This is a genomic window from Ignatzschineria cameli (genome assembly GCF_003121895.1).
Classification (GTDB): Bacteria; Pseudomonadota; Gammaproteobacteria; order Cardiobacteriales; family Wohlfahrtiimonadaceae; genus Ignatzschineria; species Ignatzschineria cameli.
In genome coordinates this window covers 398,784-421,158 of the sequence record NZ_QEWW01000002.1, presented here as the reverse complement: position 1 = coordinate 421,158, position 22,375 = coordinate 398,784, and the positions used below count along the sequence as shown (strand labels likewise).

The 22,375-nt window shown below is 47.0% G+C and carries 21 protein-coding genes; 1 reads left to right on the top strand and 20 read right to left on the bottom strand.

Going from position 1 to position 22,375, the window contains the following annotated elements; genetic code table 11:
• Positions 1 to 57: 57 nt before the first annotated feature.
• Positions 58 to 261, top strand: a complete 204-nt coding sequence (locus DC077_RS11105; protein WP_000131871.1) for a hypothetical protein — start codon at positions 58 to 60, stop codon at positions 259 to 261.
• A gap of 36 nt (positions 262 to 297) precedes the next feature.
• Here the strand turns inward: DC077_RS11105 and DC077_RS04895 are convergent, their stop codons facing one another.
• From DC077_RS04895 to DC077_RS04800, 20 genes are all read right to left on the bottom strand, one after another.
• Positions 298 to 522, bottom strand: a complete 225-nt coding sequence (locus DC077_RS04895) for a type I toxin-antitoxin system ptaRNA1 family toxin (RefSeq protein ID WP_000211355.1) — start codon at positions 520 to 522, stop codon at positions 298 to 300.
• A 63-nt stretch (positions 523 to 585) separates the two neighbouring features.
• Positions 586 to 834 (bottom strand): hypothetical protein, encoded by a 249-nt coding sequence (locus DC077_RS04890; RefSeq protein ID WP_000213809.1) that lies wholly within the window; start codon positions 832 to 834, stop codon positions 586 to 588.
• A gap of 4 nt (positions 835 to 838) precedes the next feature.
• The gene (gene trbL, locus DC077_RS04885) at positions 839 to 2,266 is read right to left on the bottom strand and encodes a P-type conjugative transfer protein TrbL (protein WP_001405816.1); all 1,428 of its coding nucleotides are present in this window, start codon (positions 2,264 to 2,266) and stop codon (positions 839 to 841) included.
• A gap of 10 nt (positions 2,267 to 2,276) precedes the next feature.
• Complete coding sequence (gene trbK / locus DC077_RS04880) at positions 2,277 to 2,513, bottom strand: entry exclusion lipoprotein TrbK (RefSeq protein ID WP_000718002.1); 237 nt, start codon at positions 2,511 to 2,513, stop codon at positions 2,277 to 2,279.
• 12 nt (positions 2,514 to 2,525) lie between these two features.
• A complete protein-coding gene (gene trbJ / locus DC077_RS04875; protein ID WP_000836966.1) occupies positions 2,526 to 3,305 on the bottom strand; it encodes a P-type conjugative transfer protein TrbJ in 780 nt (259 codons plus the stop codon).
• Between the two features lie 140 nt (positions 3,306 to 3,445).
• A complete protein-coding gene (locus tag DC077_RS04870; protein ID WP_109200664.1) occupies positions 3,446 to 3,634 on the bottom strand; it encodes a FitA-like ribbon-helix-helix domain-containing protein in 189 nt (62 codons plus the stop codon).
• A gap of 1,032 nt (positions 3,635 to 4,666) precedes the next feature.
• A complete protein-coding gene (gene repC, locus DC077_RS04865; RefSeq protein ID WP_000743064.1) occupies positions 4,667 to 5,548 on the bottom strand; it encodes a replication protein C, IncQ-type in 882 nt (293 codons plus the stop codon).
• On the bottom strand, positions 5,535 to 6,362 hold the full coding sequence (locus DC077_RS04860) for a helicase RepA family protein (protein ID WP_001162384.1): 828 nt from the start codon (positions 6,360 to 6,362) through the stop codon (positions 5,535 to 5,537). The genes repC and DC077_RS04860 overlap by 14 nt, the downstream gene beginning before the upstream one ends.
• Before the next feature lie 4 nt (positions 6,363 to 6,366).
• Complete coding sequence (locus DC077_RS04855) at positions 6,367 to 6,588, bottom strand: helix-turn-helix transcriptional regulator (protein ID WP_001179606.1); 222 nt, start codon at positions 6,586 to 6,588, stop codon at positions 6,367 to 6,369.
• A gap of 147 nt (positions 6,589 to 6,735) precedes the next feature.
• The gene (locus tag DC077_RS04850; RefSeq protein ID WP_109200665.1) at positions 6,736 to 7,938 is read right to left on the bottom strand and encodes a tyrosine-type recombinase/integrase; all 1,203 of its coding nucleotides are present in this window, start codon (positions 7,936 to 7,938) and stop codon (positions 6,736 to 6,738) included.
• Positions 7,939 to 8,242: 304 nt separating this feature from the next.
• Positions 8,243 to 9,772 carry a glutamine-hydrolyzing GMP synthase gene (gene guaA, locus DC077_RS04845; protein ID WP_109200666.1) on the bottom strand — a complete coding sequence of 510 codons (1,530 nt, stop codon included), beginning with the start codon at positions 9,770 to 9,772 and terminating at the stop codon, positions 8,243 to 8,245.
• Between the two features lie 219 nt (positions 9,773 to 9,991).
• Positions 9,992 to 12,274 (bottom strand): FdhF/YdeP family oxidoreductase, encoded by a 2,283-nt coding sequence (locus DC077_RS04840; protein ID WP_109200667.1) that lies wholly within the window; start codon positions 12,272 to 12,274, stop codon positions 9,992 to 9,994.
• A gap of 593 nt (positions 12,275 to 12,867) precedes the next feature.
• Positions 12,868 to 13,779 (bottom strand): DMT family transporter, encoded by a 912-nt coding sequence (locus DC077_RS04835; protein ID WP_109200668.1) that lies wholly within the window; start codon positions 13,777 to 13,779, stop codon positions 12,868 to 12,870.
• Positions 13,780 to 13,801: 22 nt separating this feature from the next.
• Positions 13,802 to 14,734, bottom strand: a complete 933-nt coding sequence (locus DC077_RS04830; RefSeq protein ID WP_239990224.1) for an AEC family transporter — start codon at positions 14,732 to 14,734, stop codon at positions 13,802 to 13,804.
• A 94-nt stretch (positions 14,735 to 14,828) separates the two neighbouring features.
• Positions 14,829 to 15,257, bottom strand: a complete 429-nt coding sequence (locus tag DC077_RS04825) for a YqaA family protein (RefSeq protein WP_109200669.1) — start codon at positions 15,255 to 15,257, stop codon at positions 14,829 to 14,831.
• A complete protein-coding gene (coaBC, locus tag DC077_RS04820; protein ID WP_109200670.1) occupies positions 15,257 to 16,507 on the bottom strand; it encodes a bifunctional phosphopantothenoylcysteine decarboxylase/phosphopantothenate--cysteine ligase CoaBC in 1,251 nt (416 codons plus the stop codon). Before coaBC ends, DC077_RS04825 begins: the two co-directional genes overlap by 1 nt.
• 229 nt (positions 16,508 to 16,736) lie before the next feature.
• Positions 16,737 to 18,260 (bottom strand): ribonuclease G, encoded by a 1,524-nt coding sequence (rng, locus tag DC077_RS04815; protein ID WP_109200671.1) that lies wholly within the window; start codon positions 18,258 to 18,260, stop codon positions 16,737 to 16,739.
• 2 nt (positions 18,261 to 18,262) lie between these two features.
• Positions 18,263 to 19,438 (bottom strand): phosphoglycerate kinase, encoded by a 1,176-nt coding sequence (locus DC077_RS04810; RefSeq protein ID WP_109200672.1) that lies wholly within the window; start codon positions 19,436 to 19,438, stop codon positions 18,263 to 18,265.
• 300 nt (positions 19,439 to 19,738) lie between these two features.
• Positions 19,739 to 20,686 (bottom strand): thioredoxin-disulfide reductase, encoded by a 948-nt coding sequence (trxB, locus tag DC077_RS04805; protein WP_109200673.1) that lies wholly within the window; start codon positions 20,684 to 20,686, stop codon positions 19,739 to 19,741.
• Between the two features lie 436 nt (positions 20,687 to 21,122).
• Positions 21,123 to 22,211, bottom strand: a complete 1,089-nt coding sequence (locus DC077_RS04800) for a polyamine ABC transporter substrate-binding protein (protein WP_109200674.1) — start codon at positions 22,209 to 22,211, stop codon at positions 21,123 to 21,125.
• Between the last annotated feature and the right edge of the window lie 164 nt (positions 22,212 to 22,375).

The window sequence follows — 22,375 nt, the reverse complement described above, 5'->3', positions numbered from 1 at the left end:
GGCGCATTCGATCACTGACCTGGAACACCTAGTATCCATGCTTGCTGAGGTCGCCCGATGACAGACCCAAAGAACCTAGAGAACAGGCTGCATGAGAAGGCCGACCCGGCCCGCGCCGTTTCCACTGGTCGGGTGCGCTACACACTGGCCGAACTACTGGCCGACGCGGAAGCATCCGGGGCTTACCCGCTGCCGCCGGAGGAACGCGAATGGATGGATGCGCCGTCTGTGGGTCGGGAATGGCCAAACAGTGAAGATTGAAAAAGGCGGCCAGTTCGAGTGGCCGCCCTTTCGTCATTAGCTGCACGCTTGGCGCAAGGCGTTCATTGCTTCTTGAAAATCAGCCTGTGTCGCCCGGCCCGTTTCAGCTTGGTAGTACACCACCATAAAAGCATTAGCGACGGCTTCGGCCAATGGCCCAAGGCTCCGCGCTTCCGCTTGGTTGATGTACTCCAAAGAAGAAAGAATAGCCGCTGCTTGATGCACTGCTTGCCCTGGTTCGATAATATGTTGTGTTGTCATAATTCACCTCTCCAGTAGGTGTTGATTGAAAGTGCCGGGCTGGTTGTGGCCAGCCCGGTGCGCCTACAGGTACAGCCCCGCCGCCTCCGCGAATGCTGACCGCTCATTCCTGCCGCCATTAACCTCAATACTTATCGGCTTAGTTTCGCTCTCTCTCATAGGGTCTGGCCGTGATACAAAAGCGGCTGTTTCTGTCTCTGCATCGACCTCGGTCGATTGATCACCCAGCGGCGAAATAAATACCTGGCTGACTTCTTCCCTTGGCGCTTCATCCAGGGCCGCCAATGCGGCCATGTATGTTGATGTCGTCATCGTGCTAACTCCTGACTTCGTTACTATCTGGGCCAGAATCGGCGCCCAAGCTATTGCCCTCGAACTGGCCAGATTGGCTTGCTTCTTTCGGCTCCATGCTTTCGCGTATCGAAGCAGCCAGTTTTCCGCCTGTGGTTTCGCTCACTCGCTCCTGGAATCCCTGCTTCACTTGAGAGCCGACACCCTTGGCTAACTCGGAGGCCGTGCCTGTGGCCAGCTTCGCGGCCTTGGCAAAGCCGCCACCGCTTGAGCTACTGCCGCTGTCACCAAAGCCAGCCGCTTGGGCGAATGGGCTACTGCCAGCAGTACCCGCTTCACCACCACCGTTTCCGCCACTGCTGACAACTGACCCCATGCTGGACATGTCACCGCCGGTTTCCATACTCGCTGATGCTTTCTGAAAAGCCGCTTGGAGTGCACTTGCACCTCCGGCTGCACCGGCTGCGGCACCCATAACCGCTTTACCTGCCAGGGCAGCGCCGCCAGTTGCCATACTGGCCGCCGTCACCGCCGCCCCAACTGCCGCACCCGCACCGAAGTTTCCAATTCCACCGGCTGCGCCAATACCACCACCAGACACAAGACCAGAAATCATCGGCGGAACTTTGTTGACCAAGAAAAGCAAGATGACCGATATAACCAACATCACGGCCAGTTCCTGGGATGCCATGTTCTCGCTGATTTGCGTGTAGTAGTGATTGATGAACTCTTTGCCAATCGCAACCAGAAGCACCATTGCCATAAGCTGTGCGGCCAGGCCCAGCACGGTCTTGTAGTAATTGATCGCCATGTCGGAAGTCCAACGACTTCCACCAAAGCCAAGGAAGAACACACCGGCATACAACAGAATCCAGGCTGATGCGAGCAACAGCAACAGGTTGACCGCAATCAACGCCAGGACAAACAAAACAGCCAGGGCCATTAGCTCCATGACCAGAGCAGTTGCCATCTGCCGCCATCCCAGCTCCGAGGTGGCCTGTACTGTGCGGTTGTATAACTCGAAACCAAGATCAAGGATGCTGGAGGGCCCAAGATTGCTATTGGAAAGTCCCCCCGCCTGCGCGCCCAGAGTTTGCAATGACTGAACAATCGTACCGGCGATATTCATGCCCTGGTTCGCATTCGTCAGCAACCACCAGAAAAAGCCGGTGAAGATCGTGAAGCGAACGAACTCCGCGAAGAACTCGCCAATGTCGGCCTTGCGCAAAGCCATCATGCCGAATGTCCAGACCATCGAAATCACAACCAGCGTCCAGAACAAACGCGATGCAGCGGACTCAATAGCTGGCCCCCATGTTGCGGCAGCATCATGAAAACGCTTGAGCACATCATTCATAACACCGCTGCTACTTAGCTCCTGCGCCATTGCAGGTTCAGCCAGCACCATTGTGGCGACCATCATCAAGCCACCTAGAGCAATTTTCTTTCTCATGGCGACCACCTCAATAATCATCTTTAGGGCTGGGCTTGAACTCCCACTGACGCATCTGCTTGGCCTTCTGGAATGCTCTGCATTCCTCGGTAAAGGCCTCTCGGTTCGCTTCGCTGCGCATTTCATTCAGTGCTGCCTGGAACGCATCGGGGGCACACGTCGCCGCATTTGGTTCGGGCATCCTTTCCTGTTCACATCCAGCCAACAACAGCAACGTAGCCGCGGTAGTAAAAAAGATTTTTTTCATCTCACCGCCTCCCTAGTAGTTGTCTGCCGGACTCGGGCGAAACGTCCAGGTACGCATTTGCTCGGCCCTGGCATCACCTCGCGCCTCGGCATCGAGTTCTGCTGCAATCCGGGCTGCCTCCGCGTTGTGTTGGGCGGTCAACATGGTGCGAATCTGCAAGAGCTGATTGGCCTGCTGGCTGGCGAGCTGGTTGGCGTAGCCGATGGCCTGTAGCTGGCCAGTTGCACCCTGGGCCGCGCCTTGCAGCCGCTCCAGGGTACGGGCGTCATCCTTCAAAGCCTTTTGCTGGTCGGCAACGGTCTGGAACAGGGCATCGTTGGCCTTCTTTTGCGACTCTGACGCCAGGCGGCGGTTCTCTTCCATCGCTGCCTTTTCGGCCGGCGTGCATCCGCCGCTGCCGTTGAAGCATGGCGAGCTGCGGTAATAGGCCACGTCCTGAAACTTGGCCAGGTAACGATCCAGGCTGCCTAGCTGGTTCTCGTAATAGGCCAGCGTGTTTTGCGCGGCAATCAGCCGGTTGATCGTAGTCTGCGCCTGATCCCAGATATACGCGGCTGGGGCCATCGTGTTCTGGAGCTGATTTTCGTACTGCTGCAACTGGGTCTGGTACTGCTCAATCTGCTTGAGCGTCTGCGCCACCGACTCGATGGCCGTCATGATGTTCTGGGCCAGGTTGCCGCCGTCGATGACGGGGATACCAGCTTGCACAGGGGCGGTGGTAGTGGTGATAAAGCCGGTTGCGAGTGCAACGGCTAGAGCGGTTTTTTTAGCCGCTAAAATTTTGGACTTCATGGTCGTACTCCGTCGATGAAAAGAAGGCATTGCCTTGACCAAGCGTTGTGCTTGTTCTCGGCAACGTTTCATCGAAGAGCTACGCCACTAGCTGATCGGTATTGCCCTTGGCGCTGAGGCCCGGACTTACAAACGTAAAACTACTCTGTTTTTTTATCGCTTTCGGACAAGCCAACTTCCCGGCCAATCTCTTCAAGCTCTAGCGGCTGTACTGCCGCCGTCAGTATTTCGCGTATTTCCGCGTCGATGCTCCTATCGTTGAGCGCTGCTCGAACTTTCAACGCACGGTGCACCTCGGCGGGTAAATTCCTGATAAGCACATTTGCCATATCAATACCCTTTTGGTGTACCCGACAACCATGCTATCAAAGATATTAAAAATAGCAAGACCTATACTCTTGCAACCGGCGGTAGCCGATCAGCCCCGCAGGGCAGGATTCCCGTTGAGTGCCCCCGGCGCGAATAAGGGACAGTGAAGATAGATAACCGGCTTGCCGGTTAGCTAACTTCACCCATCCTGCCCGCATTTCACCCACTATTGAAAATCTAGCGCATATCGAACGTAAAGCGTTTTATCGTCAAACAAACACCGATTCTTGGCAACATAACCGTAATCGTCACCAAATCGGCCTGCAATCGACATAGTCGCTTCAAAATCGCTGCTCAATCGGCTTTAAATCGGAACCTAAAATGCCAACAATCGACACAAACCATTCGCCCCGATGGGGCGAGTTGGACGCCAAAAAAGAAGGGCATAACCCGCCCCTCAAGTGTCAATGAACACAAGAAATTTGCCTCCCCTCCCGTCATACCACTAAGGCGACGTATTGATACTTGAGGGGCAACCTTTCCTGATGTTGACACCTTCACGCAGGTTACTGGTTATGGGCGTCCAACACACACGGCTCATTCCTGCTTGGTAATAATAAGAATAATAATCTTCTTATTATTCTTACCGAACGAATGGGCACTGCTTAGCCATTTCACGTTTCGAGCCAAGGTTTCAGTACAGATAACTACAAGTGCACACAGCGGCCCTCCAGCACCGTTAGACGCAGATTCTGCTTCAGCTCATGGAATAAGGGACTCCGGGTTGTTTTCCCCTCTCACAAGGCGTTTCAGCGGCCACTGAAGCCGCCTTCTCTTCTTGGCGTTAAACCATCGGCCTATGGCCGATTGATAAAGCCCGCCAGGGCTTTATTGGCAAGGTCAGAACGCGCCCTCAAGGCGCGAGCTGCACCGCGCATGATGGATTATCTTTAGATAATCTTGGATGGATTTCCCAAACTGCCCGCAAAGCAGCGCACCGTCTGGGTTTTCCAAATTGGGACGGGGAACGTTACGACGGCAGAAGGGGAGCGTTACGACGGTAACAAGGGAACGTTACGACGGTAAACGGGTGCAGTTGCCGTGGGGCCAGGCCTCTTGATCTCCCATTTTCCCTTGGCGTATTCGTTCACTACCCAACCCACGGCGGCAAGTTCGGCCAGTGCCTTCCGGGCAGTCTGACGGCGTTTTTTCATAGCTTCGGCATTGGCTTCATCTGGCCAGACATAGCCGCAAAGCGTGTCCAGTTCCACGCGCCCGGATTTGCCGGGGTCGATCCAGCCGCATAGCCGTTGGTGCATCAGCCGTGCCGGATCAGTCTGTAGCACCCGCACTTCCGCCATGTCGATACGGGCATATGGACGATGCCCCAGGATCGCTTCGGCAATACGCGGATTCAGGGCAACCCATAGCCTGCCGTCCGTCTCGTCAAAAGCATGACTCATCAGGTGGAACGCGGCTTGCCGCCGTCCCTTCGTCACAAGGATGGTGACGTTCGACATGCGCAGCAGGCTGGCTTTGAGCGCCTTGATGTTGTCGCCGCTATCCGTCATGCCCGTTTCTGAGAGCAGTTTGGTCAGGCTCTCACGAACCACCAAGCCGTCTTGCTCAATGGCTTCGAAACGGGGTTCAAGGAATAGCCGTAGCTGTCGCCCCGTCTCACTGGTCGGTTCCGGGGTTAGCAAGATGCCGTTCGGGCCGCCAAGGGCCACGATGCCTTGCAAAAGACGCATATCATCGGCCCCGAGAGGTTCGAATCCGACGAAACGCATGGATTCGTCCTCGCCAAAGGTGTAGGTCACGTCCAGCTTGCAGCGTTTGCGATCGCCACGCTTGAGGCTGCGGAACAGGCCAGGTGCCAAACAGTGCGCGGGATCATGTCGGACGTGGGTCAGGTCATGCTTAGGCTTCTTCACGCTGTCTCCTTTTCACCTTGCACTGCCGCTCCAGTACAGCAGGCTTCAACACGCCGCCGTCGTGCCGTCTAAACCAGAGTTCTTGAAAAGGTGCGCCATAGTTGGCCTTGCTGACGCCAAAGCGGACAAAATACCCACGCTGACAATCATCGACCCCCAGTATCTCGGCCTCGCCTTGCGTCATGCCGGATAGGTACGATTGCCAACGGATGTTATCAACCAGTACGGACGATCCACGACTGGCCTGCTGTTGATCGCCCGACCCCATCATGGCTGCGCTTTTACTCGCGTGGTGCAGAAACACAATGGAGCAGCCTGTATCAGCGGCTATGGCCTCCATGTGCCCAACAACCTGCGCCATCGGCCCGCTAGCGTTCTCCTCCTCAATGTGGAAGCGCCGCAAAGTGTCCAAGATCATCAAGCGACGACCTTCAGCGGCTCGTTTGAGAGCATCGAACCAGCTAGCAGCCATGATGTTTGGGCATTTACCGATCAAGGGTTCAATGAGCAAACCATCAGCCACGGCTTGCCGTTCCGCTGCGCTGAGGTGTGCCCCAAGGGCGTGCAGACGATGGTGAATAGCGGCCGGTGGATCTTCAGCAGGCAGATAGACCACTTGCCCGGTGGGAAACTCGCCTATTTCAAGTAAATCAGGCCCGCCTGCAATCTGTGCAGCCAATTGAAGGGCCAACATGGATTTACCAGCCCCACCAGGCGACACAAGAGCACCAACAGTGCCAGCAACCATATTAGGCAGAACATAATCAATGGGTGGCGGCAATTCCGTGAAAGCCGCCATAAGATCAAGAGCCATATAACTAGCCCTCTATAGGGCCAGGTCGCGCAGCTTGATCACCCGATGATTTACGTGCCTCAATCCACTCTTCGACCTCTGACAAATCCCAGGCGACATTTCTACTGGTTAACGCGATACGGCGTGGAAAATCCCCTCGCTGCTCCAGGTTATAAATTGTTCGTGTCGAAAGCGGGATCATCTCCAGGAGCTTCTTCCTGTTGATGAGGGTCTTTATATTTTGCATGGGTCAATACCTCTCAAATGAATAGTTGCTATTCATCGAGTAGCTGCGCGAAGCAGCTAATCGGTAATTGACCTGCCCGATGCCAATGGCGGCCTTATTTATAAATTCACGGCATCAACTTCAATGCTATCAAAGATAGCAAAAACATCAACCCTTACTGCCTCCCGAAGTCCACTCATCAATCATATCGGCCCAATCCTGCAACATCGCCGCCCGCTGCTCGCGGTACTCAGCCTTGTTGTAGACAGCCCTCACGCCCTTCTGCTCGTGCGCCAGGCACTTCTCGATCCAGTCGGTGTTGTAGCCGGCCTCATGCAACAGCGTGCTGGCTGTGCGCCGCAAATCATGCGGTCCGAACTTGGTAAGTGACTTCCCATCTTTCTGCGCCGCCTTGTAAGTCAGCGTCAGCACCTGGTTAAGTGTGGCAGCGCTCATCGGCGCATCCGAGTCGTACCGTGATGGCAAAACGAAGTCGGAACCACCGGCAAAGGTTTTCATGGCAATGAAAATATCCAGAGCCTGCTGGGACAGAAATACCAGGTGCGGGTTACGGCGTTTCATCCGCTCCTTTGGAATCGTCCACAACGCTTCGCTGAAATTGATCTCGCTCCAGGTCGCATTGGTCAGCTCGCTCTTGCGCACCATCGTCAGCAATAACAGCTTGGCCGCCGCACGGTTTGTTGGGCTTGTGCCCACTCGCTCCATGTACTGGTACATCAGCCCAATTTCTTCTGGCGTCAACGCTCGGTCACGTGGCTCGAATCGAGCGATGCTTGTTGGGCGCACCAGTTCTGCCGGGTTTTCGACCTTCTGCCCACGCTCGATGACCCAGCGAAATACCTGCAACACGATTTCACGCACATGAACGGCGGTGGCCGGTGCGCCTCGCTCAACAATGGCATCAGCCAGCGCCCGCAAGTCTTCGTGGGTGATCTCCACCAGCTTCTGATTGCTGAATTTCGGCTTCAGCTCACGCTCATAAACCGAGCGGCGCATATCGCGGGTGGAGTCGGCCATCTGGTAGCCACGCAGCCACTTCTCCGCCCAGGCACCGAACGTCTCTGCATCTTTCACCCGCGCCTTGTCTCGGGCTTTCTCCTTGGCCGGCGACTTGCCCGCCGCAACCATCTTCTTGGCGTCACCCAACAGCTCGCGGGCTTCGGCCAGGGTGATGCCACCGACACCATAACGCCCAAAGGTGATGGTCTCCTGCCGACCGTTGATTGAGTAGTTGTAACGGAACGAGATGGAGCCGGCTGGAGTCACTGCCACATAGAGACCTTCCCGGTCATTCACTTTGTAGAGTTTGTCCCTGGGCTTGAGATTGCGCAGCTTGGTATCGGTCAGCATGTACCTTGTCCTTCTTCGTCTCCGATACCATGCTGAAAAAATCTCGAATTTATCGTATTTTTTCTTACGAAACAGTAACTTATAGAATATTAATACCATGAACACACAAAAGAACGCAGCATGGTATCGGCATCAATCATGGCATCGCCAAACCATAATACCAGCTTTAATGCCATGCTCAAACGGTGCTTGGCGCTTCCTCCCGTTGCCAGATCGTGCCAAACACAAACAAAAAAAAGCCCGCAATTACGCGGGCTTAGCGGCATTTCATGCCATCAGGTGCCTGGCTGTGCCAGACGCGGAATCATTCCCACTCTACAGTTGCAGGTGGTTTACTAGTAATATCGTAAACAACCCGATTAATATGCTTCACCTCATTGACCATTCGAACAGAGATCTTCTGTAAAATATCCCAAGGTATTCTCGCAAAATCTGCGGTCATTCCATCAATCGAGGTAATCGCACGGATAGCAATCGTGTAATCATACGTTCTTGAATCGCCCATCACACCGACACTCTTTAAGCCGGTGAGAACGGTAAAATATTGCCAGATATCATCTTCAAGACCGGCAAGCTTAATCTCTTCTCGTAAGATTGCATCACTTTCACGAACAATCTCTAACTTCTCTTCCGTCACTTCCCCTAAGATCCGAATACCTAAACCGGGCCCTGGGAATGGTTGACGCCAAACAAGTGCATGAGGCATCCCTAACTCTAAACCTAAAGCACGCACTTCATCTTTAAAGAGCGTCTTTAATGGTTCGATTAATTGGAACTTCATATCTTCTGGCAAACCGCCCACATTATGGTGAGATTTGATAGTTTCTGCCGTATCGGTACCACTTTCGATAATATCGGTATAGAGTGTTCCTTGCGCTAAAAAGTCGATATCTTGTAACTTCTTCGCCTCATCATCGAAGAGATAGATAAACTCATTACCAATAATTTTGCGCTTCTCTTCAGGATCTGTTACCCCTTTTAACTTCGCAAGAAAACGATCTTTTGCATCAACTCGGATAATATTGAGACCAAACTTACCGCCTAAACTCTCCATTACCTGATCCCCTTCCCCTTTACGAAGAAGTCCATGATCGACAAAGATACAGGTTAACTGGTCACCAATTGCTCTTTGAAGGAGAACGCCGACAACACTCGAATCAACACCACCAGAGAGGGCTAAAAGCACCTTTTTATCGCCGACTAACGCTCGAACTTTCTCAATCTCTTGTTCGATAAAGTAATCCATATGCCAGCGATCAGAACAACCACAAATATCGTAAGCAAAGTTTCTTAATAGATCTGTTCCAAAGACTGAGTGTTTAACCTCAGGATGAAACTGCACGCCATAGAGTCGTTTTTCTGGATACTCCATCGCAGCAATAGGACAATCACTACTCTCGGCCGTTACTTTAAAACCTCTTGGAACCTCTGTCACAAGATCGCCATGGCTCATCCAAACAGATTGTGTCTCCGGCAAACCATCAAAGAGCATCGTCTCTTTAAGATCCACATGGAGATAGGCTAAGCCATATTCACGATTAGCCGCTTTTTCAACTTTCCCCCCTAAAGTATGGGTCATCAATTGCATTCCATAGCAGATTCCTAAAACAGGAATACCGAGATGAAAGATCTCAGGATCGATTGAAAATGCATTCTCCGCATAGACGCTATTTGGCCCCCCGGAGAGAATAATTCCTGCCGGTGCCATCTCTTTGAGCTCTTTTGCTGAGATCTTATGGGAAATCAACTCCGAAAAGACCCCAATCTCACGAATACGTCGAGTGATGAGTTGATTATATTGACTGCCATAATCTAATACGATGATCTTTTCCATCAATTGCTCCTTAAAGCACCGGTTAAAATAGTAGTTTATATTATAACGAAACTCGAGGCACCATAGCTTATAAAATTTAAAAAAATTAAAAAAATTAAAAAAGTTGAAAAAAATCTTAAGGGTCTAAAATAGATCAATAGATCTTCACTAAAAAGGCGATCTTTTAAGACCGCCCTTCGCTCTTTGATTCAATACTAGATAATCCTAGATGATCAATAACTACTGTGTTAACTCAATAGCAATCGGAATATTTTTATAGACCGGAATTCCCGATTGTTGATCCATATTTTCTAAAGCCACTAAATTATTAGCCTCAGGGAAATAAGTTGCCACTGAACGATCTGCAATATCATAGATCACCACACGTAGATTATCTAAACGGCGCTCCGTCGGCTTTCTATTGCGGTCAAGTGCGATAATATTGACTCGATCATCAGCCTTAATACCCTGCTTCTTCGCCTCAGCTTCACTGATAAAGAGAACATCCCTCTGTCCAAAAACACCGCGATAACGGTCATTAAGTCCATAGATCGTTGTATTGTATTGATCATGACTTCTCAAGGTTGTTAAGGTTAACTCTGCATTGAGAAGTGAATCGGGATCTTCAATAATGCCATCAGAGGTTTTAAAGAAGTTCGCTTTGCCACTCTTTGTCACCCACTTACGAATTGATGCTGGGTTTTGAAGATGGAAGCCTGCCGGCGCTTTGATCCGCTCGTTATAATCTTTAAAATCGGGATAGACAAATTCGATATCATCTCGAATTTTACTATAGTCCGCGACCAACTCATCCCACTTCACTTTAGTATCAGGAATAGCCGCTTTCGCAATACCGGCAACAACCGCACACTCAGAGAGAAGATCGGGACTAATTGGTTTTAAAATACCGCAAGAAGCAGTAACAAAGTTCATCGAATCTTCAATAGTAACCACTTGACGCCCTGTTGCCTGCATATCGATCTCCGTACGCCCTAAAACAGGTAGGAGATAGGTATTTTTCGATGTCAGGAGATGCGAGCGATTCATCTTCGTTGCGATATGTACTGCAAGATCAAGATTCTTCATCGCTTGATAGGTCTTATCATGATCAGGCATCGCTTCTGCAAAGTTTCCACCCATTCCGATAAATGCTTTCGACTGCCCTGAGTACATCGCTTCGACACTCGCTACTACCGCATGCCCCCACTTTGTCGGCGGCGTGAAACCATAGCGCGCCTCTAATTTATCGAGCATCGCTTGACTCGGCTTCTCCGTAATTCCTACAGTACGATCCCCTTGTACATTTGAGTGTCCTCTTAAAGGAAGAATACCAGCGCCTGGGCGTCCCATATTCCCTTTCAAAAGTAGAAGGTTGACTAACTGCTGAATATTTTGGGTACCATGCTCATGTTGCGTAATTCCCATACCGTAACAGATGATGGTGCGTTCAGCTTTGATATAGAGCCCTGCAAACTCCTCAATGGCCTCTTTTGTCAATCCTGAAACGCGGGTGATATCGTCCCAAGAGGTATTGAGAACATCTTCGCGAACCGCTTCATAACCCACGGTCTCATCTTTGATAAAATCGAGATCTAAAATCGCCGGCTCACCTTTTGCAACAGCTGCTTCATGACGCTCAATCACAACACGCATTAAGCCCTTCACTAACGCAACATCCCCCCCAACGCGAACATTGTAGTAGTGAGATGCGAGCTTTGTAGGATGATCCGTTAACATCTCAACAGGGTTTTGTGGGTAGATAAAACGCTCAAGTCCACGCTCTTTGAGAGGGTTAACCGCAACTAATGTTGCCCCTCTTTTCGAGAGCGCACGATAAGTACTTAAAATTCTTGGATGATTAGTTCCGGGATTATGACCGATATCGATCACTAAATCGACGGTCTCAAAATCATCGAAAGTGACTGTCGATTTTCCCACACCAATTGAAGCCCCTAATCCAACACTGGTCGGTTCATGGCACATATTGGAGCAATCGGGATAGTTATTTGTTCCATACTCCCGTCCAAAGAGCTGATAGAGAAATGCCGCCTCATTTGAGGTTCTTCCTGATGTATAGAGCTCTAAAGTTGTTGGATCATCATAGCTCTGAAGAATCGCACCAATCTCTTTAAAGGCAACATCCCACTCAATCGGCTGATAGGTATCGCTTGCAGCATCATACTTCAATGGATAGGTTAAACGTCCTAAATCTTCCAATTCATGGGCGCTCAATTTCGAGAGCTCTGTCACACTCATTTTAGAGAGCATCTCTGGCGTCAATTTTTTACGTGTTGCTTCCCAAGCAACCGCCTTTGCACCATTTTCACAAACGTCAAAAATAGGCGTTCTCTCTGGATTAGGCCAAGCACAACCTGGGCAATCAAATCCATCATGCTTATTCATCTTAAAGAGTGCTTTTGCATCTGCGCCTTCTCTCTCTTGTTCTGCAAGAATCTCCGCAACCGCTTTTAATGCACCCCAACCACCCGCAGGTCCTTTATACTTTTCGATTTTCTCTTTCATACTTTTCCCTTATTGCTCCCATCTCTATCGATCACTATGAGGAATACCCCCAAGATTAATCATTGAAAATAGAATTGAAGTTAAAAGTGGAATCAGAATTAAGATTAACACTTAAGTTAAAACTAAAACTCAAAATCAAGCTCAATACTCCAACTTCAACTTCCGTCAAAATTAATCATTAGTGATATAGAACACAAAATATGAATCAAAAGCGCTATATCGATACAATGTTAGAGCGCATCAATAGTAGCTACCTCATTGATCAATATAGCAAAAAAAGGGAAATTACTCACTCATTTTTATCAATTTTCACAATTTATATAAAATATTCAATAAACTTGGCGCACCTTCTTCGATTAAAGAGATAATATAAATCAAATATTTATAATAGATGAAAGATATTAATGTCATGTATTTATTTATCGCTTTTTACGATTTTTTTTATTATTTTTTTGCTATTTACTTATAAATTATTTAGATTAACTAATAATATTGATAGCTATTTTATCGATGGATTTAACTACAAAATCAACGACAAAATTAAGGACAAACTTAATGCCAAATCTGGCGATTACATGCCGATTATATGTCGATTACATATCGACCGATAGATCACTATTCTGGTTACTATTTTGTAACTTATCCTCTCGTTTTTGAGATACGAGCAAAATTGCGCCAATAATTAAAATAGCGCCGGCAACCATAGCAAGAGTCGGCTGAGATCCAAAGAGCCACCAAGCCACCAAAATCGCATAAACCGGTTCCAAGGCAATAATCATCCCGGCGATTCTCGCCTCTAACACAGCTAGACTCTTCACTAAAAGATAATGAGATACACCGGTACAGAGAATACCTAGCAATGCGAGGTAGAAGCCATTTTGCAATGTGAGCTCTTGAAACTGCATCACCGTAAATGGGGCCAATAGAAGCACCACAATCCCATTTTGCCAAAGAGCAACCTGTATAGCATCAATCCCCTTTGCCCCTCGTTTATTAGTCACTACAAGAAGTGCAAAAGCAAAACCTGATAAAATTCCCCAAAGAAGCCCCACCGTCCCACTACTCGCCAATGAGAAATTAGGCGTCACCAAGATCAGACCAATCGTTGTTAAGAGCAGAAGCAACCATTCCCGCGGTGTTACACGCTCCTTGAAGAGCAGATGATCAATAAGCGTTATAAAAGCAGGAAAAGTGGCAAAACCTAACGTAGCAACGGCAACACCCCCCACTTTTACGGCAATAAAGAAGGTGAGCCAATGTAGCGTTAGAAAAATTCCTGCTAAAAGAAGAAGGCACCAGGCTTGTAGAGTAAAACGAAACTCAATACGTCGCCCTTGCCAAACCAGTAAAAGCCACAAACCTAGAACTGCAAATGCTGCCCGACCAAAGGTAATCATCTCGACACTTGTGGTAATCAATACCCCAAAAATACCGGTTAACCCAAAAAGTAGCGCAGCAATGTGCGCCATGCCCAATGCACCTCTACGTCCCACCTTCCCGTCCATACCCCTCCCTTTATAATTTAATTTATGCTGTGGGTAACTCAACCCCTAAACAGTATAAAACAATCGGCAAAGTGATAAGACTTATAAGAGTACTAATCAGCGTTGCGCTCGAAACAAGTTCCGGTTTTGTATCAAAATGAACTGCCAAAAGGGTTGTATTAGCCGCTGCCGGCATCGCGGCAAGCAGAATCAAAACCTGTTTAGATGTATGATCAATTGGCAACCATTCCACAAGAAAGAGCGCTATCAACGGTGAAAGGAGCATCTTAATCGTTAAGTTAATCGAAAGCTTTCCATAGGCGATTTTAGTAATACGGATATTAGCCAGCTGCATCCCCAAAATGACCATAATCACCACAATCGAGGCATCTCCCACCATAGAGATAGAGTGGTAGAGTGACTCACTCAACGGAATCTGAAGCAACTGAAAGAGCACCCCTAATAATGCACCATGGGCTGTTGGCATTTTTAATACTTGATAGAGTGCATGCCGAACAGAGCTGCCCACAATATGACGAGAAGACCCCTTCGCTGCATAATAGGTTCCTACCGTATTCATCACCACCTGTTGCAATACCAACATAATAATCGCAAGATCGAAACCAGCAGCTCCAAAGAAGGCTAATACAACGGGCGTTCCATAATTCCCATTATTCATAAAAGAGGAACCTAAAATCATGCCGCAACGCGTTCGCTCATCATAGTTAAAGAGTTTTGAGGCAAGAGAAACAAGGAGGACTAAGGCAAAACAGAGAAGATAGATATAGCCAAAGTAGTAGAGATAATCGATCGATATCTGATAGGAGTAGAATGTTTTAAAAGCTAAAAAGGGGGATAAAACATAGATCGACATCTTTGAGAGATTAGGGATATCGAAATGAAGCATCTTCTGTGAGATAAATCCCACAACAAAAATTGAGAAGATTGGAAGTAGAATCCAAAAGAAGGTTAACACGGCATTATTCCATCAAAATTTAGGCAACCCTCTTAGAGTAATTGAGCTGTAGAGAAGTGCAAGTCATTCCCTCCAATTTCTCTATTAGTAATCTCTAAAAGAGCTGTAAAAGTGTATGAAACGCCTCTAAAAGAAGCAGGTAGCGCACTGCTTTACCGATCAAAATTAGGAGCAAAGAGTACCAAAAATTGAGCCGAAACCAACCAGCAGCGATAGGAATAAAATCACCAACGACCGGAAGACTCGAAAATAGAAGGGAAAAAGGGCCAAAGCGAGCGACCAGCCGATCTACCCGCGCGGAAGACTCTTTTCTCTCTGGAATAACGCGCCCGACCCAGTACATTGCAATACTTCCTAATGTATTGAAAATAGTTGCTACCCCAAAAGCGATCATCCCCATCTCCGGATAGAGATGAAGATAGCCGAGTAACGCAACCTCTGAACTTCCTGGCAATATAGTCGCCGAGCTAAAAGCGGAGAGTGCTAATAGAAATAAGCCTCCGATTATCCCTACAGATTCCATCAAGAATTATTCACAATATCACGGTCACTTTGCGAAAAGAGTTCAAGAATTGCATCAAAGATCTTCTCGGCAACAATACGCTTATCTGCCTTTGCAATAGGGGTTATTGAACCATCACGTTTAAAGAGCAGCATCTCATTATCGGCGGCACCAAAGACCTTTCCGCCGGAAACATCATTTAAGCAGATCATATCAACATTTTTACGTTGCAACTTCGATTTTGCATTCTCTTCAATATCATTAGTCTCTGCCGCAAAACCAACACAGAGCGTCGGTCTCGCCGGTCCCTTAGCAATAGTGGCTAATATATCGGGGTTTTTAGTCAGTTTAAGAAGCAATTCATCACTGCCATCACGCTTTTTAATCTTCTCTGTTGCTCGATCTGCAACACGATAATCAGCAACGGCCGCAGCTGCGATAAAGAGATCTGCACCATTGCAGGCTTGTTTTACTGCTTGCATCATCTCATCGGCGCTCTTAACCGCAATAAGATTCACATCAGCAGGGGACGGGAGCGCAACAGGACCGGAGACCAATTGAACTTCGGCCCCTAAGTTTTTAGCAACATTTGCTAATGCATATCCCATCTTGCCACTTGAGTAATTACTGATATAACGGACAGGATCGATCTCTTCTACTGTCGGTCCCGCTGTAATCACTACCTTTTTCCCAAAGAGTGGACCTCTATCTTCATCAATTTTTCCGGCATGATTCTCCAATTCTTGGAAAAAAGCAGTAACATGATCACGAATCTCTAAAGGCTCAGGCATTCGACCTAATCCCACCTCACCACAAGCTTGCGCACCACTTCCGGGGGTTAAAATATCGATATTTGCATCAGAGAGTGCGGCGATATTTCGTTGTACAAAGGGATTCGCCCACATCAAACGATTCATTCCCGGCGCTAACATCACCGGTTTTTCCGTCGCTAATACAATAGCGGAGAGAAGATCTTCAGCCGATCCTGCGGCTAATCGTGAGATTAAATTTGCACTTGCCGGAGCAATCAGAATAAGATCGGCCCAGCGTGCTAACTCAATATGTCCCATTCCCGCCTCATGCGCAGGATCTAAAAGATCATAAACAACAGGATAGCCCGATACCGCTTGTAAGGTTAACGGCGTCACAAAACTCATTCCACCACGACTCATAACGACACGAACCTCATGCCCAGCCTCTCTTAAACGACGAACTAAATCAGGGGATTTATACGCCGCAATACTCCCACTAACGCCTAAAACAATATTCATATCTCTCCTTCCCTCTCACTTATCTCTGATCTTTAAAGAAAGAGGCAAGATACTTCAATGATCTTGCCTCTATTTTCTCTCAATGAGATTCAAACCTGATTTGAGATTGGCTCAGCCTTAACTCATTTCAAGTTAATCCAGATCTAACTTCAACCTCAACTTTTCAATCGATCAAATTTGTCATATTTGACATATTCGACAAATTTAATCTCTATTCTATATCGCCCGACTACATCGGCACAATATCAAACTGCTCAACAGGATAGAGCTCTTCTGGCTGCAGACGGATATTTGCATCAATCTGATTCTGAAGATCGGCAACACTATGTGCCTCCTCATCTAAAAGTCGTTCAATCACCTCGGGCGCCGCCAAGACTAAGAACTCCTTCAGGTTCGGGAAACGTTTACCATCACGAATCAGCTCTCGGAAGATCTCAAAACAGACGGTAGCACTGGTTTTCACATAACCATTTCCCTGACATTTAGGGCAAGGTTCACATAAGAGCTGTACTAAACTCTCTCGTGTCCGCTTACGGGTCATCTGCACTAATCCTAAAGAGGTGACCTCACTAATTGATGTTCGTGCATAATCATGGGAGAGATGCTCCGATAGCTCCTCTAAAACACCTTGTCGATGCTCTTCGCTCTGCATATCGATAAAATCGATAATGATGATTCCGCCAAGATTTCGCAATCGTACCTGGCGCGCTAATGCTTGTGCCGCTTCCAAATTGGTCTTATAGATTGTCTCTTCTAAATTACGATATCCGACAAATCCACCTGTATTGATATCGATGGTTGTCATCGCTTCAGTCTGCTCAATCATCAAGTAGCCACCTGATTTGAGATCGACTCGTTTCTCAAGGGCTAAATTGATCTCTCGCTCTGTATTGAAGAGATCCATAATCGCACGTGGTCCGACATAGTACTCAATTCGCTCGGTCATCTCTGGTAAAAAGCGCGTAGTAAAATCCATCATGCTCTTATAACCTTCCATGCAGTCGATTCGAACACGCTGAATATCTTTTGAGATATAGTCGCGCAAGATACGTAACTCTAGCGGGAAATTCCCATAGATCAACTCGCCCACTTTTGCTGCCGGGATACGCTCTTTGACATCTTTCCAGAGACGATTGAGAAATTGCATATCCGCACGTAAAACCCAAGGATCAACCCCTTCAGCTGCGGTCCTAGCAATATAGGCACCTGGAATTTCAGGCTGATATCCTAAAAGGATATTTTTAAGTCGCTCGCGCTCCTCTTCATCTTCAATTCGAACAGAGACACCAATGACATCAGAATCTGCAAGATAGACAAGATAGCAGGAAGGAATCGAGATCTGTGTTGTAATTCGCGCCCCCTTCGTTCCAAGGGGATCACGAATCACTTGCACAATTAGCTCCTGGCCTTGATGCAATAATTTGGTGATATCGATCGCTTCAGGATTCCGCTTTGTGGGAACTCGTTGAGTCCCCTCCTCCTCTTCACCATCATCACACTCATCAGGCTGATACTCATTACAGCTCGTCTGAATATCACTGACGTGAAGAAAAGCGGCTCGATCGAGCCCAATATCAACAAAAGCCGCCTCAAGACCCGGTAACACACGAATAACGACCCCTTTATAAATATTGCCAACAAGGCCGCGCTTCTCATCTCGCTCAATTAATACTTCTTGGGCCATCGCGTTACTGATCACCGCCGCCCTTGTCTCATTTGGCGTAATATTAATTAAGATTTCGTTATTATTCATCGTTACTTTGCTCGCTTTTCTAACATTTCAATCGCCGGCAATACTTTTCCTTCTAAGAGTTCAAGGAAAGCACCCCCACCGGTGGAGATATAGGAGATTTGATCCGTTAAGCCAAAGGTCTCAATTGCCGCAACAGTATCACCGCCACCTGCAATCGAAAAGGCATCGCTCTCGGCAATGGCTTGACCAACTGCTTTTGTTCCTTCTGCAAAGTTTGCAAACTCAAAGACTCCAACAGGACCATTCCACACAACTGTCTTCGCCTGCATTAAGATCTGACGATAAAGCTCAATAGTTTTAGGACCAATATCCATAATCATATCATCAGGACCTATCTCCTCGATGCCCTTCACTTGCGCTTCTGCATCAGCTGAGAATTCGGTACCTACCACAACATCGATCGGTAGAGGAATCTCTTTTCCCTCCTCTTCTGCACGTTTTAAAAGTTTTTTCGCCTCTGAAACCAGATCTTTCTCAACTAAGCTTTTACCTACTTTATACCCTTTCGCAAGCAATAAAGTGTTGGTGATTCCACCACCGGTGATCAAATGATCCACTTTATCTAAAAGAGCATTAAGAACGGTTAACTTGGTTGAGACTTTTGCGCCACCAACAATCGCTACCATCGGACTTTCAGGATGGCTAATCGCTTTCGTCAATGCAGTGAGTTCTTTCTCTAACAATAAACCGGCTGCACTCTCTTTAGCCAACATTCCCACACCATAGGTTGAAGCGGCTTTACGATGGGCGGTTGCAAAAGCATCCATAACATAGACATCACAGAGATTTGCCATCTTCTGTGAGAGCGCCTCATCATTTCCCTTCTCCCCTTTCAAGAAGCGAACATTTTCTAATAACTTCACTTCGCCGGGCTTAATCTCAACACCATTGATCCAATTTTTAACAAGTGTAACAGGCTTTCCGAGATGCTCAGTGAGCCAGACAGCCGCAGGAGCTAATGAGAATTCATCACTCTCTTCACCCTCTGTTGGTCTTCCTAGATGAGACATTACCATCACAGCCCCACCCTTCTCTAAAATCATCTCAATTGTTGGCAGTGCCGCTACTAAACGCGCATCTGAGGTGATCTCACCATTATGGATGGGAACGTTAAGATCCTCACGAACCAATACACGCTTACCTGCCAAATCTAAACTCTCTAAAGTATTAAATTTCATATCTCTATCCTTTCTACTGACTCTTCTAAATGAGTGACGCTTATAAATAACCTAAATAATCTATAATCTAGATACTCTGAACACACAACTCAACAACGTTAAAATAACAGAATATACTACCAAGACTGTATCATCTAAATAGAAAAGCAATGTTGCTCATCATCATTTAAGCGCTTTCAATTTCGCTTCAAATCCATTGTGACCCCATTGTCTTAGCGCTTCTATCGACCTCTATTCTGCTTTATTACTTCATCTACTTTGTCTTCTTTATCCCATCTTTGCTCTATTTGAGCTTCGACTCTAGAGCGAATCGAGATAACGTTCAGCATCGAGGGCTGCCATACAACCTGTTCCGGCAGATGTAATTGCTTGACGATAGTTAGAATCCATCACATCACCCGCTGCAAAAACACCGGCAACAGAGGTGCTTGTTGCATCTCCATCAATACCTGATTTAACCACAATATAACCATTTCGCATCTCAAGCTGTTCTGCAAAGATCTCCGTATTCGGAGCATGACCAATTGCAATAAAGACACCAGGAACCGCTAGCTCTTTAGTAGAATCATCTTTTGTTGATTTAAGAATCACTCCGGTCACACCGGCATCATCGCCTTTTACCTCTTCTAACGTCTGATCTAGGTGTAACTCAATTTTTCCTGCTTCTACATTACGATAGAGACGATCGATTAAGATCTTCTCTGCACGGAAAGTATCACGACGATGAACAAGATGTACTTTTGCTGCAATTTGGCTCAAATAGAGCGCCTCTTCAACAGCGGTATTTCCACCTCCGACCACAACAACCTCTTGATCACGATAGAAGAAGCCATCACAGGTCGCACAAGCAGAGACGCCACGCCCTAAATATTGCTCTTCAGATGGGAGACCTAAATATTTAGCAGAAGCGCCTGTTGCGATAATCAGCGCATCACAGCTATAAGAACCATTATCCCCTTCTAAAATAAAAGGGCGTTGAGAGAGATCGACTTTTTGAATATGATCAAAAATAATCTCTGTTCCAAAACGCTCACAATGTTCACGCATCTGCTCCATCAACTGAGGGCCCGTTAACCCTTCAAGACCCCCTGGCCAATTATCAATATCGGTCGTGGTCGTAAGCTGCCCGCCCATCTGCATGCCGGTAATAACCACCGGTTTAAGATTTGCACGCGCTGCATAGAGTGCAGATGTATAGCCTGCAGGCCCTGAGCCTAAAATCACTAAAGGATGGTGTTGTCTACTCATATCAAATTCCTTGTTGTAACTTGTGACAATATTGGTATCAATTATCGGATAAAATATCTTTTCAAAGTATTGAAGAACCCCTATAGCCGAGCTATAGCCGACATAATCACTTCTAATAGAGGGGGGCTGTGGTTAACGTTTCATTATACATTAAAAGTCACTCTTAAGCGGTGAAGATCACTCTTAAGGGGCGTTTAAAAGAGACAAAAACAGAAGCGAAACATCTCAATTTTCTTCTACCCTTCTTTCAGCAATCTATCAGTAAACTATCAGTAAACCATCAGCAAACTATCGGTAAATTCTCTTCTGAAGCCCTACAAAAAAAGAGTATCTATTAGGATACTCTTTTAATGCTTACCTCATATTTACATCACATTTTCAGCATGCTTTCATTATGCATTCAGAATACTTGTCCCGATCTTGCTACGCTCTACGACTAACGTTGCGCCTTAATTCTTAACCAATCTCGCATCAACTTTTTCTGCTCACGCTGGGTATAAGGCTGTTTTACATTCAGGAGCTCTAATTGCTCTGCTGATGGATAGAGTGTTGGATCATTGAGTAACTCTTGATCAATAAACTCAAATGCCGCCTGATTCGATGTTGCATACTCAACATAATCTGCCGCACGAGCATTCACCTTTGCATCTAATAGATAATCGATAAAGGCATAGGCTTCATCAACATTTTTTGCATCTTTTAAGATCGCAAGCTGATCAAACCAGAGTAAACCTCCCTCTTTAGGGATAAAATACTCAATCTCAACACCGGAATTGGCCTCTTCTGCTCGCGCTTTTGCTAAGTAGAGATCGCCAGACCAACCGAGTGTTAAACAGGCATCACCATTGGCCATTGCATTAATATATTCAGAAGAGTGAAACTTCGTTATATAGGGGCGAATTGCTTGTAATACTTCATTTGCTTTTGCAAGATCGGCATCATCGGTGCTCTCTGCCGGCAATCCTAAGTAACGCATCACCATAGGATAAAATTCACTCGGTGAGTCGACAACATAGATACCACAACTTGCTAATTTTGATGCATACTCTGGATTGAAAAGGAGCTCCATCGAATCTAAAGGTGCATCAGGAACCAATTCTTTAACTTTATTAACATTGTAGGCGATCCCCGTTGTTCCCCACATATAGGGAACAGAGTACTCTGTAGCGCCGGGAAGCTCACTTAAACGCTCTTCAACGAAGGGCCAAATATTATCAATATTTTTTAATTTATCGCGATCAATCTTCTGTACCGCATCTGCTTGCACCATATAGATTAAGGTGTAATCAGAAGGAACAACGATGTCATAACCAGAGTTACCGGTTAAGGTTTTGGCTAAGAGAACCTCATTACTATCAAAGGTATCATAAACTACCTTAATCCCTGTCTTATCAGTAAATTCCGTAATCAATTCAGGATCGATATAGTCTGTCCAGTTATAGACTCGAACCTCCTGGGCATTAACTGTATGACTACCAATTAAGAACCCTAAGGATAAAAGAGTTGCTAGCTTAAATTTTTTCATCACTTTATTTATCTCCTATAAAGTGGGTAGACATAAAAGAAGCGGTTGATAATGACTCAACCGCTCTTAACTTATATCACAATTTAGGGAAAAGGCTATCTCGATTTACCCCTCAAACGCTTCTTACAAAACAACAAGGAGATTGAGACCTTCTCTTCATACTA

What these genes read in the sequence shown, in the direction of transcription:
- DC077_RS11105 (WP_000131871.1), top strand. Translation starts at nt 58, where the DNA reads ATGACAGACCCAAAGAACCTAGAGAACAGGCTGCATGAGAAGGCCGAC.
- DC077_RS04895 (WP_000211355.1), bottom strand. Translation starts at nt 522, where the DNA reads ATGACAACACAACATATTATCGAACCAGGGCAAGCAGTGCATCAAGCA.
- DC077_RS04890 (WP_000213809.1), bottom strand. Translation starts at nt 834, where the DNA reads ATGACGACATCAACATACATGGCCGCATTGGCGGCCCTGGATGAAGCG.
- trbL (WP_001405816.1), bottom strand. Translation starts at nt 2,266, where the DNA reads ATGAGAAAGAAAATTGCTCTAGGTGGCTTGATGATGGTCGCCACAATG.
- trbK (WP_000718002.1), bottom strand. Translation starts at nt 2,513, where the DNA reads ATGAAAAAAATCTTTTTTACTACCGCGGCTACGTTGCTGTTGTTGGCT.
- trbJ (WP_000836966.1), bottom strand. Translation starts at nt 3,305, where the DNA reads ATGAAGTCCAAAATTTTAGCGGCTAAAAAAACCGCTCTAGCCGTTGCA.
- DC077_RS04870 (WP_109200664.1), bottom strand. Translation starts at nt 3,634, where the DNA reads ATGGCAAATGTGCTTATCAGGAATTTACCCGCCGAGGTGCACCGTGCG.
- DC077_RS04860 (WP_001162384.1), bottom strand. Translation starts at nt 6,362, where the DNA reads ATGGCTCTTGATCTTATGGCGGCTTTCACGGAATTGCCGCCACCCATT.
- DC077_RS04855 (WP_001179606.1), bottom strand. Translation starts at nt 6,588, where the DNA reads ATGCAAAATATAAAGACCCTCATCAACAGGAAGAAGCTCCTGGAGATG.
- DC077_RS04850 (WP_109200665.1), bottom strand. Translation starts at nt 7,938, where the DNA reads ATGCTGACCGATACCAAGCTGCGCAATCTCAAGCCCAGGGACAAACTC.
- guaA (WP_109200666.1), bottom strand. Translation starts at nt 9,772, where the DNA reads ATGGAAAAGATCATCGTATTAGATTATGGCAGTCAATATAATCAACTC.
- DC077_RS04840 (WP_109200667.1), bottom strand. Translation starts at nt 12,274, where the DNA reads ATGAAAGAGAAAATCGAAAAGTATAAAGGACCTGCGGGTGGTTGGGGT.
- DC077_RS04835 (WP_109200668.1), bottom strand. Translation starts at nt 13,779, where the DNA reads ATGGACGGGAAGGTGGGACGTAGAGGTGCATTGGGCATGGCGCACATT.
- DC077_RS04825 (WP_109200669.1), bottom strand. Translation starts at nt 15,257, where the DNA reads ATGGAATCTGTAGGGATAATCGGAGGCTTATTTCTATTAGCACTCTCC.
- coaBC (WP_109200670.1), bottom strand. Translation starts at nt 16,507, where the DNA reads ATGAATATTGTTTTAGGCGTTAGTGGGAGTATTGCGGCGTATAAATCC.
- rng (WP_109200671.1), bottom strand. Translation starts at nt 18,260, where the DNA reads ATGAATAATAACGAAATCTTAATTAATATTACGCCAAATGAGACAAGG.
- DC077_RS04810 (WP_109200672.1), bottom strand. Translation starts at nt 19,438, where the DNA reads ATGAAATTTAATACTTTAGAGAGTTTAGATTTGGCAGGTAAGCGTGTA.
- trxB (WP_109200673.1), bottom strand. Translation starts at nt 20,686, where the DNA reads ATGAGTAGACAACACCATCCTTTAGTGATTTTAGGCTCAGGGCCTGCA.
- DC077_RS04800 (WP_109200674.1), bottom strand. Translation starts at nt 22,211, where the DNA reads ATGAAAAAATTTAAGCTAGCAACTCTTTTATCCTTAGGGTTCTTAATT.